The sequence below is a fragment of the Rubritalea spongiae genome, from assembly GCF_042652385.1.
GTDB classification, from domain to species: Bacteria; Verrucomicrobiota; Verrucomicrobiia; order Verrucomicrobiales; family Akkermansiaceae; genus Rubritalea; species Rubritalea spongiae.
Map to the genome: position 1 here is coordinate 438,793 of NZ_JBHSJM010000001.1, position 18,496 is coordinate 457,288.

The 18,496-nt window shown below is 46.1% G+C and carries 15 protein-coding genes; 3 read left to right on the forward strand and 12 right to left on the reverse strand.

The genetic code is table 11. The features are described from left to right. Window positions 1-7: 7 nt before the first annotated feature. Window positions 8-1,852: a glycoside hydrolase family 15 protein gene (locus ACFPK9_RS02205; protein WP_377092938.1), complete on the forward strand. Its 1,845-nt coding sequence runs from the start codon at window positions 8-10 to the stop codon at window positions 1,850-1,852. Window positions 1,853-1,860: 8 nt separating this feature from the next. Here the strand turns inward: ACFPK9_RS02205 and ACFPK9_RS02210 are convergent, their stop codons facing one another. The 11 genes from ACFPK9_RS02210 to chrA all read right to left on the reverse strand — a co-directional run bounded on the left by ACFPK9_RS02210 (window position 1,861) and on the right by chrA (window position 14,103). After that, complete coding sequence (locus tag ACFPK9_RS02210) at window positions 1,861-2,223, reverse strand: septum formation initiator family protein (protein WP_377092939.1); 363 nt, start codon at window positions 2,221-2,223, stop codon at window positions 1,861-1,863. Between the two features lie 122 nt (window positions 2,224-2,345). Continuing rightward, window positions 2,346-3,629, reverse strand: a complete 1,284-nt coding sequence (eno, locus tag ACFPK9_RS02215) for a phosphopyruvate hydratase (RefSeq protein ID WP_377092941.1) — start codon at window positions 3,627-3,629, stop codon at window positions 2,346-2,348. Window positions 3,630-3,732: 103 nt separating this feature from the next. After that, window positions 3,733-5,556: a GreA/GreB family elongation factor gene (locus ACFPK9_RS02220; protein WP_377092943.1), complete on the reverse strand. Its 1,824-nt coding sequence runs from the start codon at window positions 5,554-5,556 to the stop codon at window positions 3,733-3,735. A 200-nt stretch (window positions 5,557-5,756) separates the two neighbouring features. Continuing rightward, window positions 5,757-6,335 (reverse strand): peptide deformylase, encoded by a 579-nt coding sequence (gene def / locus ACFPK9_RS02225; protein WP_377092944.1) that lies wholly within the window; start codon window positions 6,333-6,335, stop codon window positions 5,757-5,759. Then, entirely contained in the window at window positions 6,332-6,754 is a 423-nt protein-coding gene (locus ACFPK9_RS02230) for an ExbD/TolR family protein (RefSeq protein WP_377092945.1), read from the reverse strand. The genes def and ACFPK9_RS02230 overlap by 4 nt, the downstream gene beginning before the upstream one ends. 17 nt (window positions 6,755-6,771) lie before the next feature. Beyond that, complete coding sequence (locus ACFPK9_RS02235) at window positions 6,772-7,446, reverse strand: MotA/TolQ/ExbB proton channel family protein (RefSeq protein ID WP_377092946.1); 675 nt, start codon at window positions 7,444-7,446, stop codon at window positions 6,772-6,774. A 14-nt stretch (window positions 7,447-7,460) separates the two neighbouring features. Continuing rightward, window positions 7,461-8,648: a hypothetical protein gene (locus tag ACFPK9_RS02240; RefSeq protein ID WP_377092948.1), complete on the reverse strand. Its 1,188-nt coding sequence runs from the start codon at window positions 8,646-8,648 to the stop codon at window positions 7,461-7,463. A gap of 197 nt (window positions 8,649-8,845) precedes the next feature. Beyond that, window positions 8,846-11,572, reverse strand: coding sequence for a helicase-related protein (locus ACFPK9_RS02245; RefSeq protein ID WP_377092949.1), 2,727 nt, complete (start codon window positions 11,570-11,572; stop codon window positions 8,846-8,848). 115 nt (window positions 11,573-11,687) lie between these two features. Then, window positions 11,688-12,143 (reverse strand): YiiD C-terminal domain-containing protein, encoded by a 456-nt coding sequence (locus tag ACFPK9_RS02250; RefSeq protein WP_377092950.1) that lies wholly within the window; start codon window positions 12,141-12,143, stop codon window positions 11,688-11,690. Between the two features lie 122 nt (window positions 12,144-12,265). Next, window positions 12,266-12,832 (reverse strand): hypothetical protein, encoded by a 567-nt coding sequence (locus ACFPK9_RS02255; RefSeq protein ID WP_377092951.1) that lies wholly within the window; start codon window positions 12,830-12,832, stop codon window positions 12,266-12,268. A gap of 86 nt (window positions 12,833-12,918) precedes the next feature. Continuing rightward, entirely contained in the window at window positions 12,919-14,103 is a 1,185-nt protein-coding gene (chrA, locus tag ACFPK9_RS02260) for a chromate efflux transporter (RefSeq protein WP_377092953.1), read from the reverse strand. Between chrA and nadD the strand changes: the two genes are divergently transcribed. Together nadD and ACFPK9_RS02270 are read left to right on the forward strand one after the other, a co-directional pair. Then, window positions 14,102-14,701 carry a nicotinate (nicotinamide) nucleotide adenylyltransferase gene (gene nadD, locus ACFPK9_RS02265; protein ID WP_377092954.1) on the forward strand — a complete coding sequence of 200 codons (600 nt, stop codon included), beginning with the start codon at window positions 14,102-14,104 and terminating at the stop codon, window positions 14,699-14,701. The genes chrA and nadD overlap by 2 nt on opposite strands. 55 nt (window positions 14,702-14,756) lie before the next feature. Then, complete coding sequence (locus tag ACFPK9_RS02270) at window positions 14,757-15,623, forward strand: tetratricopeptide repeat protein (RefSeq protein WP_377092955.1); 867 nt, start codon at window positions 14,757-14,759, stop codon at window positions 15,621-15,623. Window positions 15,624-15,689: 66 nt separating this feature from the next. Here the strand turns inward: ACFPK9_RS02270 and clpB are convergent, their stop codons facing one another. Then, window positions 15,690-18,263 carry an ATP-dependent chaperone ClpB gene (gene clpB / locus ACFPK9_RS02275; RefSeq protein WP_377092957.1) on the reverse strand — a complete coding sequence of 858 codons (2,574 nt, stop codon included), beginning with the start codon at window positions 18,261-18,263 and terminating at the stop codon, window positions 15,690-15,692. Between the last annotated feature and the right edge of the window lie 233 nt (window positions 18,264-18,496).

An 18,496-nucleotide genomic window follows, 5' to 3' on the forward strand; every position in this document is an offset into this window, starting at 1 on the left:
CATTCAGATGTCTCACAACGACTTGAACTACAATCACGGTATCATTGGCAATGGTCGCACCTGTGCCATTGTCGATGACGACTCTACTATCGTCTTCTCCTGTATGCCAGACTTCGACTCTGGAACAATTTTTGCCTCCATCCTTGATAAAAATAAAGGCGGAAAATTCAGAGTTAAAATGCCAAATGGTAAAGCCACGAAACAAGCTTACGAAAAAAATACAGGTATCCTCGTCACTACTTTTGAAGGCTCAACTGGCAGCTTCGAAGTAATAGACTTCATGCCACGCTACACCTGGGATGGACGTGCTGGAGCTAGAGACGATGTCTCAAGTGATATTATTCGCGTCCTCCGACCACTCTCTGGAACTCCAGAGGTAATCGTAGAATATGACCCGAAGTTAGATTATGCGAAATTCGATACTGAATCATTCGTATTCGGCCCAGGCCGCATCAAAAGTACAACTACTGGACGTGAACACGATAAAACAATCTACGAATCTTGTTACCTTTACTCAGACATCAACTCAGAGTGCATCCTTGAACAGCAGCCATTCAAGCTTGAGAAGCAACGCTTCTTGCTTCTCAGCTACCATGACAAAGTCATTCCACCTGACACTGAACGCGTTGAGCTAAAACTCCAAAGAACTCGCTCCTATTGGCTCTTGTGGACTGCTCGGACACATCGCTGCGAATGCTATGCTGAAGAGATCATCCGCAGCGCCATCACTCTGAAAATGCTTCAATTCGCTCCGACTGGTGCCGTGTTAGCTGCAGCCACCACTTCACTTCCCGAGACTATCGGCGAAGTCCGAAACTGGGATTACAGATTTTGTTGGATCCGTGATGGGTCAATGACAGTCGATATTCTCCATCGAATTGGACACCCAGCAATGGCTGAAAGTTTTATCAACTGGGTAATGCAAACCGTTCCCACCAAAGATGACTCCCTACAGATCATGTACGGTATCCGCGGAGAACGTAAACTCACCGAGGAAACCCTCGACCACTTCAGCGGTTACCACGATTCAGCTCCTGTTAGAATTGGTAATGCAGCCTACCATCAGAAACAACACGACATTTACGGCATTTTGATGGATCTTATTTATAAAGACCTGAAGCAACAAAAAATAGCTGATCGCCACCCCGCTCCAGAAGCTCTCGATAGAGTTTGGACACGCGTTAGATCTATCGTCAAAACTGTCGAAGAATTTTGGCAAGAACCCGACCGAGGCATTTGGGAAATTCGTGGAGAGGAACGCCACTTCGTATTTTCGAAAGTCCTATGTTGGGTAGCTGTTGATAGAGCTATCAAAGTAGCCGAAATCCTAAAGAAAAACAACTGGGCGGATAAACACAAACCACTGCGTGACCAGATCCATCACGATGTGTGCACCAAAGGATGGAACGAAGAAAAACAAGCTTTTACGCAAGCTTACGGCCGTAGTGATTTAGACTCCGCAAATTTGCTTATGGCTGATTATGGATTCCTTTCACCCACCGATTCTCGCTTTGTATCCACTGTCGAACAAAGCGAAAAAGAACTCTGTCGAGACGGCCTCATGTACCGTTATCGCAATCAAGATGACTTCGGTGAACCCTCCAGTGCATTTACTGTATGCTCTTTCTGGATGGTAAAAGCTCTAGCGAGATCAGGTAAAAGAAAAGAAGCTTATGAGAGATTCCAAACACTCTTATCCTACGCTAATCCAAAAGGCCTCTATGGAGAAGATCTAGACTTTGTCACAAAAAGACACCTTGGAAACTTCCCACAAGCCTACAGTCATCTAGCGTTAATCGACTGTGCTCTCGAATTGGCAGAAGATTGTCACGACTATCTGCTAGAAGAATAAGCATATACTCATGGCATCCGCTCACGAGAGAATCGAAACACACGCTCGCCTTCTTTGTGCAAATCTAACCTATCTCTTCCGTAAATTTCTAGATAGTAAGGGTCTTGCTCGAGCGCTCTATATTCTCGCAGCTGTTGATCATACTGTGCATTGATGGCTGCTTCATTTGCTTGCACTAAAGCCAGCTCCTCTTCTGCATTTTGTAACTTACGAAACTCTGGAAGACACTTTGCAATTACACCGCCACAGGCGATAATTAGCAGTAAATAAAAAGCAAAAACATTGAGACGTTTCAAGAAAAGTGTCCGCGACATCATGCGATCATCTGCATAAGATCGTCTGCGAATTCTCGATGTCTGTTTTCTTGCCATTTTCATGGAATTGTATTCTGTAATCTAAAGAGCTCTATCCGACTCTAATTAAACACAGAATTCCTCATGACCATTTTAGATCATGAGGAAAATTTGTTTCTAAGTTTTCTTAACAGAAACCCTTAGAGAGTGCCAGCATAGATTGCATTAGCACCAAGCTTTTCTTCAATACGAAGAAGTTGGTTGTACTTAGCAATCCTGTCTGAACGGCTCATTGAGCCAGTTTTGATCTGACCAGCGTTGGTCGCTACTGCAATATCAGCAATAGTATTATCTTCTGTTTCACCAGAGCGGTGAGAAATAACAGAATTATAACCATTCACTTTACCTAGCTCAATAGCGTCGAATGTCTCAGTAAGTGTACCGATTTGGTTCACCTTGATAAGGATGGAATTCGCAACTCCGAGGTCGATTCCCTTCTGGAGGAACTCAACATTAGTTACGAAAAGATCGTCACCTACCAGCTGTACCTTGTCACCAACTTTGTCAGTAAGCGCTTTCCAGCCGTCCCAGTCATTCTCATCACAACCGTCTTCGATTGAGTCAATTGGGTATTTTTCACAAAGTTCAGCAAGGAATGCAGCCTGCTCATCGGAGGTAAGTTTCTGACCACCTTCGCCTTCGAACTTCGCATAGTTGTAAACCCCATCTTCAAAGAATTCAGATGCCGCACAGTCGAGTGCAAATGTAACTTCTTCACCGAGCTTGTATCCGGCATTCTCAACAGCTTTAGAAACTGTATCGAGAGCATCGTAAGTACCATCAAATGTTGGAGCAAATCCACCTTCATCACCCACTGCAGTACTGAGACCGCGGTCGTGAAGCACTTTCTTAAGTGCGTGAAAAATCTCTGCACCCATGCGAACTGCATCTTTAAATGTTGGAGCTCCAACTGGGCGAATCATAAATTCCTGGAACGCGATCGGTGCATCCGAATGCGAGCCGCCATTGACGATGTTCATCATCGGCACTGGAAGTACTTTAGCGTTAGGTCCACCGAGGTATTTGAAGAGCGGAAGGTCACAAGATGCTGCCGCAGCGTGAGCTACTGCTAGTGATACACCAAGAATTGCGTTAGCACCGAGGTTGGTCTTGTTCTTGGTTCCGTCTAGCTCGAGCATCGTACGATCGATGAGTGCCTGATCTGTAGCGTCGAGACCAATAAGCTCAGGAGCGATTTTCTCGTTCACATTAGCTACTGCGTTCGCAACGCCTTTGCCGAGGTAACGGCTTTTATCTCCATCGCGAAGCTCGCAAGCTTCGTGTTCACCTGTGGATGCTCCACTAGGTACTGCTGCTCGGCCAAATGAACCGTCTGCGAGGGTAACATCAACTTCGACAGTTGGGTTACCACGGGAGTCAATGATTTCGCGTCCGCGTATATCTTCAATTGCTGTGAATTCCATTTTGTTAGTTCTGTTTTGAGCTCAGATGTGGTGAAGAGCTCATGTTGGTTTCTTGAGTTTATGTTCAAGAAAGGAACGCACTCTATGCATTCCTATAAAATTGTTAGCCTTTGTTGTATGCTTCGATCGAAGTGACTTTCATCTCTACATTCTGAACCTTCACGCTATCTCCGACTTTGAGTCCGAGCATGCTGTTACCTAGTTCTGAGAGATAGGAAATCACGTTATTGTCTGTATCGGAGTCCCAAGCACCGAGAACGGTGTATGTGACGGAATTCCCATCAGCATCTTCGAAAGCAATTACCGTACCGATATTAACCTCATCTGTATTTACATTACTAAAGTCAGTACCTTGAACTGAAGCCAATGCTGCTTCTGTATCTGCTTGACGACGCATGAGAACCTTTTGGTGATCCTTAGCCATGTGATATTCCGCATTCTCACGCAAGTCACCATAAGAACGTGCGATCTTGATGTCTTCGCGGTTCTGTGGAATTTGATTTGAGATGAGGTCTTCGAGATCTTCCTTGCGCTTCGCAATACTATCCCATGAGGAGATAACACTATCGGTTTTCTTCTCTGCACCATCGCTATTAACTAGCTCTTGGCTTTGTGGATTCGCTTTAATCACGCGAGCCATCAGAGATTTACGATCAAGCTCTGGGAAAATTTGTGATTGGTGAAGCTTACGTGCAAAGTTGCGCACTTCATTATTATCGGCACCTTCAAGTAAATCCGCAATAAGTCCGCGATCTTCCATGAAATAGGATTGAAGTCGGCTGCTCTTGCGAGGTCCGTCATCCATGACGTCGCGCTCAAGAAGGCTAAGAATAGCATTCCCTACTTCCACGTCGAAAACTGGCTCTGCGGATTTTTTGCGCTCGCGACATACCCATAGAAGAGAATCAGCTCCCAATGTACGGCCACCAATGTGTTTTCTTAAAAATTCAAATAGCTCAGAACTCTTACTTTCCTCGATAAGGAGTTTTGCAATTTCAGCAAGACCACGCGGTCCTACAGTGTCAAAAATAGCAAGTAGCTCTTTTACCCAAGCATCGCCATAAGCCGCTGGATAGGCTTCAAACACCATACGCTGACGCGCAGCTGGCAATGAGCCGAGTTCTTCACCAATTTTCGTGCCTTCGTTTGCAATAATATCAGAAACGCGGAGAGCCGAAGCATCGAGCTCAATGATATCCGATGCTGCCATCAATTCATCGCGCCCAACTAACAGATCGAGAGCCTGACCTAGATGCAGCTTCATCCCCTTACGTACAGATTCATCGATACTCTTATTGATCGCTTCTTGCGCTTCAGCATTGTCCTTAAAGTGTTTAAAATCCTTAATGATAGCCTCAAGCGCACGCGCTTTTGCTTTAAAATCACGGGCTGCTTCAAAGTCTTGAAGAAGTGAGTCAGCTGGAGAAATGTTTTCATCGCGGAGAACGAGTGGTTCCGTACGTTTCGTCGGGACGATAGCGGCGCGGCTTTCACGAAGAACTTTCTTCGCTCCGTCCCACCACTTTTTATAATTTTCTTCAGGAACGACTGAACCGATGAGTTCACGTTCTAACTGGTCGATTTTCATCGTACCTCCATTAGATTTCAGTGTTCTCCGAACAAGTTCAACAGGGTCAGAACTTGCAAGTTCACGAAGTTCATCCATCGCTTCTAACTTCTGTGCACGGAAGTGATCCGCATCCAGTTGTTCAGTCTTTGAAATGGCGAGTTGGAGCCCCATTGTGGCATCCTCATTCTTTTCAAAATTAATGGTAATCTTTCCGCCACGGATGTCCCAGTCGAGGACTTTTCCCGCTCCCCAGCTTTTGTGGAGACAATAATTGCCAGGTGCGAGTTGTGATAATCGTGTTCCGATTTCTTCAGAAATCCGACCAGCTTCTACGAGTGGTGCTACCTCAGGATGCATGTAGAGCAGCTTGCCCCTAGCTGGCTCGATTGGCAACCTTATACCTTAAAAATCTTTATTAAATTCGTCCATACTATTTTTCACTCCGTATTAATTCCTAACAATAACCACTTTCCCTCAGCAGCTAGTCGCACGAAAACAAAAAACGTCTCGAACCAATATGGCGCGAGACGTTTAGAGAGCTTACTGTTAGAAAATGGCTATTTCTCTTTTTGCTGAGATGGGTATTCCCATTTAGTTTCTGAGAGTTCCTTCAATTTACGTCTAAGGCGCGTCTTGGTAGTCGAACTAATACGATCGATGAAAAGGATCCCATTGAGATGATCGACCTCATGCTGAATCGCACGCGAACAAAGGCCATCGGTTTCAATTTCTAACACTGAACCGTCTAACTGAGGCAAGTGCGCCTTCACAATCGATTTGCGCTTCACTTTGGCACGAATCTCTTGAATCGAGAGACAACCCTCCATGTCAGTTTCCTGCGGGCCGGTAAATTCGAGCTCTGGATTGATGAAAATGAGAGGCATGTAGTCTTCCATTTTGGCATCTTCTCCATTCACCTTGAAGAAGCTCACACAGTCAGGGTCGTGTGATGTATCGACAATGGCCAAGCGAATGTCAGCACCCACTTGAGGAGCCGCTAAACCAACTCCTTCAGCATCCTTCATCGTCTCGATCATGTCCTGCACGAACTTTTCAAGCTCGGCATCGACCTTCTCGACGGGCTGGCATTTGTTACGGAGGACGGGTTCGCCGAATTGGACAATATCTAAAATCATGAGTCTGTTGTTTGCTTGGAATCGCGTACGCGGGTCGGCAAGTTAGCCTCAAAGCCAGCTTGGGTCAATGCCTCTGAGATCATAATCATTTGCTCGAGTCGCACCTGCTTATCCATCTCGAGTTCGAGCTTACGGTTCTCCTCTTTGATTGTTTTTAAATAGTCGACTAACATTTTCTCATGCACCTGTACACTATCGAGGGTGATGAGTCCTTCTTTATCAATCGCCAACACGGTGCGCACATCGACAACTTGCTCAGTAGGCATTTCCCCAACCACTGGCATCTCAATGTCTAAAATCGTGCGCTTCTGCTTCGGCTGCATCGTCACGATGAAGAAGATCAAAAGAATCACCAGAATATCGATCAATGAAACGATCGGTATCGCTGGAATGGGTTTTCTAGGGCGATAAAACTGCATAAAGGTATTCTTTTGAGTTATGCAGCCTTATCTTGCCTTTCAGTCACTGCATTGACCAAATCATCACAAGTCACTTCTAACTGAGAAGCGTAGGTCTCGATCTTGCGATTGAAAAAACTGTGGCCAATCACCGCAGGGACAGCGACCGCCAAACCTGCAATCGTCGTCGAAAGCGCTTCTGCCACACCTGCAGCCATGATGTTCATTTTTACATCTTCTAAAGAGCTAAGACCGTCAAACACCGTAGTGATACCACTTGCCGTACCTAACAGACCAAGTAGCGGAGAAACCACGATCACTACGTCGAGCACTTGAATCCCGCCTTGTAGTTTAACTATCTCCTCATGAGCCTTGGCTTGCACTGCATCTCGGATTTTCTGCCCACTACTTTGACTACGGTTCACCACAGTTTGTGACAAACGTGCTAAAACGGACTCCCCTTTGCTAGCTTCCAGCGCTAGTTGCTCAGCTGCCGTGTCATTCGAGTTCTGCACGAAATGGTTAATAGTCTGCTGCATACCGTTAGGTAGCACCTTCTTTCTCGACAGGCTCAATGCTTTAAAAATGATCACAGCCAGAGTGAGTATAGAACAAAACGTCAATGCGTACATAATGATGCCGCCTTTATCATAAAATTCAGCAATCTTTGCCATGCTAGAGGCTAATGCTGTTGCGAGGATAGTTAAATGCATAAGAAGGTTGTTTGTTAGAAATGAAAGTTAATGACCATGGAGATCGGATCGCCATTCAGATCGCGCTTGAGATCAGCTGGCATTTTAGGAATTTTTGCAGAGGTTATTGATTGAAATGTGATGCCAAACTGAATCTCCGATCCATTTTTTTTGTACACGTGGTAAGGGTCAATCTTCACTTTGCCATCGTCATACACATACCAACGAATACGAATACTCCCGGGGAGTACAAGATCGCGATGTTGTCCAAGTCTACGCGTCCACTCAGCCGCGATCGCATTCTGGACTTTCTGAGTATATTTACCCAAGGGAGTACCTTCCACATCGTTGGATGAAATACTTCCTCTACGCGTAATGGAACCGACCATCTCAGTCGCTTTTGATAAGGGCGTAAATCCAGATTCGGTGCTTTGGCTCGATGGTCGGGCTGTGTCTTTGCGTGGCTTCGCTTGATCTTCCGCCTTAGTGACTTCTTTATTTTCCTCTTGTCTGCCAGTCTTCGCTTTCCCCTTATCTGCTAGATCAATCTTATCATTGGTTTCTTTAGTCCGGACTTGTGAAGGCAACTTTTTAACAGTCTCCATGTAGTCCACTAAAGGAATATTCGAACCCGCTAGAGGCTTGCCTGCATCTGGAGCAGAAATGAGTCCATCACTTTTTTCCTGTGCCACTTCTATTTCCGCTTCGGGGCTAGGCGGTGAAGTCATCTCCTTTGGCATCGGCGGGATTTCTGGACTTCCAGGATTCTCATGCTCGATCGAGCCTTCCTTATATTCAGACGCCGTAGCATTCTCATACTCACGTTTCTCTCCTTTCACTGAAGCTCGTTCAGGTGCGTTAGCATCAGTATCCGCATTACTTTGAGCCAGTGTATCGCGGTTTCCATAAAATCGAGTGTTCTTTGGTTTCCCTTTAAGCTGGTTCTCCGCCGTACGCATAAACTGAGACTCAGACGGCTCAGGCTCCGGAGTTGGCTCTTCTACCTTAGTTTCAGGAATCGGCTCAGGCTTAACTTTAGGTTTCGGTGCTATGCGAAAACTTACGACAGTCTTCGCTTTATCTTTAACCTCTGCAGCTTGTTCGCTCTTTGGCTTCGGAAATAACCATTTGATGATCGCTTCTTGAGTCAAAGCTACAGCCAACAACAAGTGAATCATCACCGCTGCTACTACACCTATAAGCTTTTCCTTCGATTGCACCATCCCTTGTCAGAGTTACCAAAGTGTAGGAAATTCCTAAAAACGCAACCAGTTATTCACAAGCAACAGATCTGTCACCACTCTCTAATGAAAAGCGAATCCGCTATCCACCACAGCGCATTGCAGTGACACTTCGCTCCTGACTCACTAGGCCGGTATTTTTTTGGAATCCCAGCCATTTCAAAAAAAACGCTCTCCCTCTACTGAAGAGCAGTTTCCTTCCAGATCATTCGAACAGCATCAGGTCGCAAGCGTGCCGAAACAATCGCTTCCTCCAGTTGATCACGATGCTCCTCAAGCATAGCGATCTCTTCAGGGCTAATCTGTGGATTTTCTTGCGCTAGACTCTGTAATCTCACGATCTCAGCCTTCAGCTGCTTACGCATTTCACGTTTTGCTTTGGCAACGATTCCAACCATCTCTTTCTTTGCCAACTCTTCAAGCTGTTCGAGCATTTTAGGCAGAATAGTCGTTTTCACCACCGGCTTATCCAGCAATTTACGCACACCACCTTTACGAAGCTTCGCTTGCACTAGTGATTTATCATTACTCCAATCCTTTCCTTCATGGTCGACAGCTACTCGGATCGGAGTAGCTGGCAAAAACCGATCAATGTGCAAGTAACTCGGAGCAAGCGACTCGACTACAAAATAACTCTCGAGGAAAATCATTTTCTCCCCAGGTGCCTCCCACACCCCAAACGAAGAATTGCCAACTTCAGAACCGAGCATAATATCAAAACATGCTCGCGCGATTGGGTGATCTACACTCATGAATTGCAGATCCTCACGGCTAAGAGCCACTTTGCGATCGAAAGTGATACTCATCCCCTCATCAGGAATTTCAGGAAATGCATCCGTTGTGATCTTGCCCGGTTTTAGCAGATAGTTGCGATCATCCAAATCCTCCACTTCCACCCCGAACTGATCTAACATACGGAGTAAAAAGTCCTCGAAATGCTCATCTTTATCAGCTTTCTCAATTTCCTTAATCACTTGCTTTGCCAATTCAGGCTTATGAGAATTGAGCTCTAATAATCTATCATAACCTTCAGAAAGCTTTTCGCCAACAGAAGCTTTGATGCTTTGAGTATTCTGAATTAAATCTGCCAAAGCTGCTACATCGTACTCTTCAGTGAGGACGTAGAGCGCTTCGCTAGTCTGCTGGAAAACGTCTGTCACTCCATGCACATTTTGCTCAAAGGCGTTCAAGCCTTCGTGGTAATATTTCGCCCAAACTTCTTCAGCCGACTCTACCAAGTACGGCACGTAAATTTGAATCGTCTCCTTTTGGCCAATTCGATCAAGACGACCAATGCGCTGTTCCAGTAATTCTGGATCTTCTGGTAGATCAAATAAAATAAGGTGATGAGCGAACTGAAAATTGCGACCCTCGCTACCGATTTCAGAACACAACAAGAGCTGAGCACCATCTTTCTCTGCGAAATACGCGGCATTACGATCTCGTTGATTGAGACTGAGATCCTCATGGAAATGCGCTAGATTGATTTGAACTTGATCGAGTACACCTTCTGAAATTTCTTCTACCAATTCCTTGGTTTGACAAATCAACAAAACCTTCTCATCGCCTAACTTACCTAGCAAATTCACCAGCCATTCGATTTTCTCTTCTGTATTCTCACCAATAAGACCATTCAATTGGACCTTTCGTTCGGGAAACCCAGTAAGATTATCTCGTGTGTTTCTGAACATCACGCGGCCAGTTCCAAAACCATCTAACAATGCCTCGATGAGTCGTTCCTGGCTACCATTTTCTCCCTTGGCATAGGCCGTGGCTTCTTCCTGCACGCGCTCAGAATAGCTCTCTCCAAGCTGTACATTCTCACCTGCCTCAATCTGTTCAACAATCTGTGCCACTTCTCCGTACTTCTCAGATTCTGCAATAAAGGCGTCAAGATCACAAAAACGCTCAGGATCTAACAAACGAAGTCGAGCGAAATGCCCAACAACGCCGAGCTGCTGCGGAGTCGCAGTAAGAAGAAGTAAACTATCAACAATCCAAGCAAAGGATTCCACTAGAGCATATTCCCAGCTCATCTCCTCAGTGTTCCACTCCAGGTGGTGCGCTTCGTCGACAATCAATAAATCCCATCCCGCTTCACGCGCCTGTTCTGCTCGCTCTTCACTGTACGCCAAAAAGTCGACACTGGCGATGACCAGCTGGCTATCGAGAAATGGATTACACTCCGGATCATTCTCTTGTATGGCAGCGCAACGTTCCTCATCAAACAAGCTGAACATCATATGAAAACGACGCAACAACTCGACAAACCACTGGTTAATCAACGGCTCTGGCAATAAAATGAGCACGCGATCCGCTCTCCCAGTTAGGTGCAAGCGATGCATTATCATACACGCTTCAATCGTTTTGCCGAGCCCCACTTCATCCGCTAATAGCACCCGCGGCATAAGGCGCTTTGAAACCTCATTCACAATCGAGATCTGATGAGAAAGCAAGTCGGTCCGACCTCCGATGTAGCCACGCAATGACGACTTACGGATCTGATGTTGCCGATAGAGAGCTTCTGCTCTCAATCTGAACACAGTGTTGTCATCCACTTGTGCCCCAAACAAACGATCCTGAGGCTTATTGAAGCCCGTATTATCCGAGAGCATCGCCTCTGGAATCTCAGAATCTCCCTCACAGAGATAAGTCACAAGCCCAGCCGATTCCTTAATAGCATTCACGGTAAACTCTTCGTCTTCATGCGTCAGAATGACCTCACCTTTCTTGAAAATGACACGGCGTAATGGAGCGCTCTCGCGCGCATAACAACGCGTTTCCTCAGCCGCAGGGAATAGAATTTCTACAGTGGAGTGCTCCACTTTGAGAATCATTCCTAAGCCCATTTCTGGTTCGGAATCACTTACCCATCTTTGCCCAGGAATAATTTGTACTCTCTCCATAATCGCGGACGCGCAAGCTAACTGGCATCCTCACCTGTGCAACCATTTTTTGGTTTCAAAAATGCACGAACTTCTCTCAACTCTATAGCCATTTAACCCACAGATCTTTACACCATCACAAAAGAATAGCTACATACTCACCTGTATGTGTTCCACAAAGCTTGCCACTGTGGTCATAAACTGAGGAATCAATGCGAATACGCGCCTTGCCCTTTCGTTCCAGAATCTTCAGGAAACGTTGGTAATCCTTAGCTTCTGGCAAAGCACTGATTGCCACAAAGTCGGTCACTACTGGCTCTAGAAATTGAAATTGAGAACTCTGAATCACCAACTTATTTTTTAACCCCAGCTCACGCATTTTGATGAAGAGTAATGCCCAGCCGGAGAGAATGCCAATCGCCGACATGCTCCCCCCAAAGGCCGAATTCCGATGATTAATATTTGCCTCTAGCGAAGCGGTAACTTCCAACATTTCACCATCATACTTTCGCAATCTTGCATCTAAGTGCTCAGTAATTGGAATGTGCTCATACACATACTCCAGAACCTTATCTAACCGTATTTCACTCATCACTTAGTCCAGCTCAGTTGTAGAGCCAATGGTGCAATACCTAATCATACATACGGAATACGCCAAACAGATTTTCCTACATTTCCTCGCTCAAAAAAAATGACTGCACGCACAGCTAAAAATCAAGCACTCATGCAGTACGCAGCATAATGTTCACATTCTTTATGTTGCTCATCGTGTGGAAGCACATCTTCTAAGCGGCACACATTGAACATGCGGTGGACATCTTCAAAGCTTCTCTCACTGCGCATCAAGTAGCCAACAAACCTTTGGTTAAATAAATGGATGAACGAAGATGGAACATCCTTGCTAAAGGCTTGTTGTTTGTAATTGGCAAAATCAATATAACGATTTGAGGAAGTAAATAAATGGTGATCGTGTGGCGGATTGTTCGTTGCTTTTGTACTGAGCAGCACTCGTGTGGTGATCGCTCTTAAGTCCCGCCGTTTCTCGAACAACTTCATTTTCCACACTCGGTCGTTCCAGCTCTTCTCAAAAAACATCAAGGCGTAATCATGCACACCATCGTGGAATGCAGCGTATTCAGTGAGATCAATTTCAATACAGTAAACGTCTTTGATGCCATTCTCAGCGCAGCCAGAACACTCACACTCTTGGTAGAGAGTACGAAGACAGTGGCTGAGCGCGTTCTGCACATCCAAAAGAGACAGGTCGTAGAAATATTGCATAATCTTGTGTCTGATAAGTATACATATTTCTCTGAAATATGGGCAGAACTAAATGATACTAAATCCATTCACCCATTTCTAGACATCTAATGCAACAGTGCCGCCCCCACCACACCGGCCGATAACACAATCAACCAAGCAGGCGTTTTCCTAAACCCATGAAAATAGAAAAGCACCACAACGACCAATACGTTGATCGCGGTCATCTTCGTATCGGAGCCTAAGACATAAGTAAACATCTGTAGCAGAGCAGCGCCAAGTAATCCCACTACCGCAGCATTCGCCCCACTCACCGCCCCGCGAGCCCTTGGCATTCCCTTCAACCAATTCCACAGAGGCACTCCACAAGCTAATAAAAACATGCCGGGAGCAAATATCGCCACCGTTCCTATCAGTCCACCCAACCAAACATTTCCTCCAATTCCAGTGGCCGCTCCCAAATAAGAACCCAGAGTAAACATCGGCCCGGGTACCGCCTGGGCGGCTCCATATCCAGCAAGAAATTCATCCTGTGTCACCAAGCCCTCAGCCACATAACTCGATTCCAGCAATGGCAAAACAACGTGCCCCCCACCAAACACCAACGATCCAGCACGTAATAAACCAGCAGTAGCTTCAGCACCTCCCCCCATTTTTTGCATCACAGGAAGAACTGCTAAACTAGCAATGAAGAGCCCAAGTGCAACCACACTTAGGATCGGTAAACGTCCCCTTTTCTCAGCTAAATGCTCTTGATAATCCCGATAATCCGCAAAACACCACGCTCCCACCACACCGCCAATGAGGATCACCAATGGCTGCAACCATGCTTGATGAAAAATCACTAGAAGCAATAGAGACAACAAAGCGATCACATGATGCGTTGGCATCGTGCAGAGTTTCTTTTTCATGCCCATCACGGCGATGGCCACAATCGCCACAGCTGCCAGCTTCAGTCCGTGAATCCACCCCACACCTAACACATCTGAAATCGGTTGCAGCCCAATCGCTAACAAAATCATCAATACCGCTGAGGGTAAGGTAAACCCAATCCACGCAGCTAAAGCCCCAGACCAGCCACCTTTTTCGTAACCAATCGCCGCGCCAAATTGACTGCTCGCAGGCCCTGGCAAGAATTGGCATAATGCTAACAGCTCAGCAAATCGCTCTTCACTGATCCAGCCCTTTTTTACAACATAGGTCTCTCTAAAATACCCCAAATGTGCCACGGGACCGCCAAATGAAGTCAGTCCAAGCTTGAGTGCAGTCCAGAAGCAGGTAAAAAATTGCATGCCTTCCCATAGAAGTACGATGGAAACTCCGCAAACAAAAATCTGTCTCATTGGCGGCACATTCGACCCCATCCATCTTGGCCACACCTACATCGCACTTCAGGCTAAGCTCTCACTTTCCCTCGACAAAGTCATTTTTCTACCCTGCAGACAATCGCCTCATAAGTTAGACATCGAAACCGCTTCTGATGCTCACCGTCTTAAAATGTGTAAACTAGCCACTGCCGAACTTCCATGGGCAGAAGTAAGCGACTACGATCTCACCGCTCCGACTCTATCCTACTCGTGGCGCACGGCTGAGCATTTTAAAGCACTCTATCCAGATGCAGAACTATTCTGGCTCATGGGAACCGATCAATGGAATGCCCTACCGCGCTGGAACCGTGCTGAACATTTTGCACAACTACTTCAGATCATCGTCTTCCATCGCACCGAGCCTCTACTATCACTCGACGGCTTCCAATCTCTGCCCCTCTCCGGCCAACACCCAGCCTCAGCCACTGCTGTTAGAAACGATGCTCAGAAAAATCGCCCCATGCGCTGGCTTCACCCTAAAGTCGCCAACTATATCAAAGAAAATAAGCTCTATACAAAGTAGCTTCTTGATTTCACACAAATTCAGCCTCTAATAAACGAAACTAAATTCCTAAAGAATGAAAAAAATTGCTATCACAACAGCATTACTCCTGAGCTACCCACTACTTTTCGCACAAGACACCACTTCAGTTGAAGGAATTGGTTCCTCTCCAGAACTCGGAAAAGCTGCTGACGCACCGAGTGATAAAGCACAAGTCGACTCACGCTACCAAGAAGTCATTGACGCCTTCAGTAACTTGCCAGAAGAGACACGTGTCGAATTCCTTAAAAAGCGTAACGAAGCAAGCGTACTTTTCCAAAATAAACGTATTTTTGAAGCCCTTGAAGCTTCACGCGAGCTTATCGAAATCTTCCCTGACGACCCTCAAACCATAAACCTCCGTGGAGCGTGTTACGTAGAACTTCGCGATTTTGGTAAAGCTACTGAACAATTCGAACTCTCGAAAGCTATCACCGGCCCATCATTCAACGTCATGTTCAACATCGCCGAAGTTGCGTTTGTTGCCGAGAAATGGAAAGAGTCCCTCCAAGGATTTAAAGACACTCTCGAGCTTGCTCCGGAAAACGCCACGCAAATGCGACGCCTCGTAGAATTTAAAATTATGCTCTGTGAGATTGCTCTCGGCAAAGACTCCTCACTTTCTGAAGAAGAGCGCAAGCAACACACCGCTACGGCCAAGGAAATGTCTCAGCGCTACGACTATACGGACGATTCCCCGTATTACTACTATGCTAATGCTGCGATTAACTATGCTGAAGACAACGACACTGAAGGCCTAAACTGGCTTAATAAAGGACGCCGCGTCTACTCCGCAAACGCTCAGCAGCTTGCCTCTTGGGAAGACACCATGACCGAATACGGCTACATTAAAAGTTACTACGGTAACGACAAGGCCCATAAAGAAGACGAGCTCAGCGAATAAAATTTTTCATCACTCAAAAAAAAGGCCGCACCGGAAGTCCGATGCGGCCTTTTGCTTTCAAAGGTATTACGCTTTACTGAATACCACCTTGTTAGAACTATCTAACTCTGCAGTGATCGTATCACCTTCAGCGAATTTTCCATCGAGCACGTCCAAACTCAGAGGATCTAACAAATACTTCTGAATTGCACGCTTGAGTGGTCGAGCCCCATAAGTCGGATCGTAGCCCTGCTCAGCTATGTAATCCCTCACGGCATTGCTTAACTCCAGCTTGAGCCCTTGTTTACCTAGACGTTCACAAACCCGATCTAACTGAAGACCAATGATGCTGCCGAGTTCCTCTTTATCAAGTCGATCAAAGATGATCGTCTCATCGATCCGGTTGAGAAATTCAGGCCTAAAATGCGCACGAAGAGCTTCGTTCACTTTTGCCTCACGCTGCTCAGCATTGCTTTCATCCATGATATACTGACTTCCGATATTCGATGTCATAATTAACACCGTATTGCGAAAATCAACGGTACGACCTTGGCCATCTGTAATCCGACCATCATCTAAGACCTGAAGCAGAACATTGAAGACATCTGGATGAGCTTTCTCAACCTCGTCGAACAGCACCACACTGTATGGTTTACGACGCACGTGTTCAGAAAGCTGTCCACCTTCATCATAACCCACATATCCTGGAGGCGCTCCAATCAAGCGAGATACGGCATGTTTCTCCATGTACTCAGACATATCGATACGTACCATCGCCTGTTCGTCATCAAACAGAAACTCCGCTAGAGCCTTAGACAACTCTGTCTTACCTACACCTGTTGGCCCGAGGAATAAGAAGGAACCGATCGGGCGATCTTCATCTTGCAAACCAGCACGCGCTCGACGAACAGCGTTCGAAACCGCATCGATTGCTTGCCTTTGTCCGATCACGCGCTTTCCTAGACGAGATTCCATTTTGACTAATTTAGAACGCTCACCTTCCTGTAGTCGACTCACCGGAATACCTGTCCAGCTTGCCACCACACGTGAAATGTCTTCCTCGCTCACTTCCTCATTGAGTATGCGACCAGTCTTCTGAATGTCATCGAGCTTAAGCTTCGCCTCTTCAGCTTCTTTTTCAGCATCTGGGATCTGACCGTAAGTGATTTCAGAAGCTTTACTGAGATCTCCGTCACGTTTTGCTTGTTCGGCCTCTGTCTTGAGAGCCTCGATACGCTCTTGCGCATTGTTCACAATATCAATGACCTCCTTTTCATTACGCCATTGAGCCATGAGTCCATCAGACTTCTCTTTTAGGTTCGCCATTTCTTCCTTCACCTTGTCGAGGCGCTTTGCACTCGCTGCGTCCGACTCTTTCTCAAGTGCCTGACGCTCCATCTCTAACTGCATGACTTGACGTTCGATTTGGTCAATTTCTGTAGGCACAGAATCGAGCTCTATCTTCAAACGAGAGGCAGCCTCATCGACTAAGTCGACTGCTTTATCCGGCAAGAAACGGTCGGAAATGTACCGATCACTCAAGGACGCCGCTGCAACGATCGCGCTATCCTTGATCCTCACCCCGTGGTGAACTTCATAGCGTTCCTTCAAACCACGCAGAATCGCAATAGTGTCTTCGACGCTAGGCTCACCCACTTTCACAGGCTGGAAACGACGCTCAAGAGCAGCATCCTTTTCGATGTATTTTTTGTATTCGTCGAGAGTCGTCGCACCAATCGTTCTTAACTCACCACGCGCGAGTTGAGGCTTGAGCAGATTTGACGCATCTACCGCACCTTCACTTCCACCAGCTCCAACAATTGTATGTAGCTCATCAATAAAGAGAATGATTTCCCCTTCTGATTCGCTCACTTCTTTCAAAAATGCTTTTAAGCGATCTTCGAATTCTCCACGGTACTTCGCGCCAGCAACCATTGCCCCAATATCCATTGAAATGAGGCGCTTCCCTTGCATCGAAGTAGGAACGTCCCCACTTACAATGCGTCGTGCGAGCCCTTCTACGATCGCAGTCTTACCAACACCAGGATCACCGATCAACACAGGGTTGTTTTTAGTCCTGCGGCTTAGTACCTGCATAACCCGACGAATCTCATCGTCACGCCCAATCACAGGATCAATCTTTCCTGCACGCGCACGTGCTGTTAAGTCAGTACCATATTTCTCAAGTGACTGATATTTCCCCTCGGGGTCTTCATCCGTCACTTTCTGGTTACCACGAACCGCTTTGAGGGCTTTCTCTAACGCTTCTAAGGTGAGCCCAGCGCCCTCAAGAATTTTCCCAGCTGGGCTTTTTGATTTTAAAGCTCCGATTAAGAAATGCTCCACACTCAAGTAGTCATCTCCCATTTTTTCGCGAGCTTGCTCCGCTTCATCCAAAGTCTCTCTCAAACCATAACTTGGCTGTGGTTGACCAGAACTTCCCTTCACACTTGTCTCAGAGGCCAAGGCGCTCACCACGCTTGCCTTTAACTTAACGAGGTCGATGCCCGCACTCTCTAAAATCGGGACAACGATACCTCCTTCTTGCTGGAGTAGCTCCAACAAAACATGCGTGTCCTTTAACTCAGGATTCCCCGAGCGAGTCGCCGTTTGTTGTGCTTGCTGCAGTGCTTCCTGCAGCTTGATTGTCATTTTATTCATAATTAAAATTTTTTAAGCTTCGTAGAGCCATTTTTCTCTTTCTTGGACTTTTTGTAACATAGCAACTAATTGACAACAACTTAATTTTATACATTTTTTTACTATGTTACAAAAGTGCACAAAACGAATGAAACCATTTCATCTAGTCATTTACACTAAATGAACAGGATGTGAAAGAGGAGAATCGTCACAAATCATCGATTACTTTTCACACCACAACTACAAAAATCCAG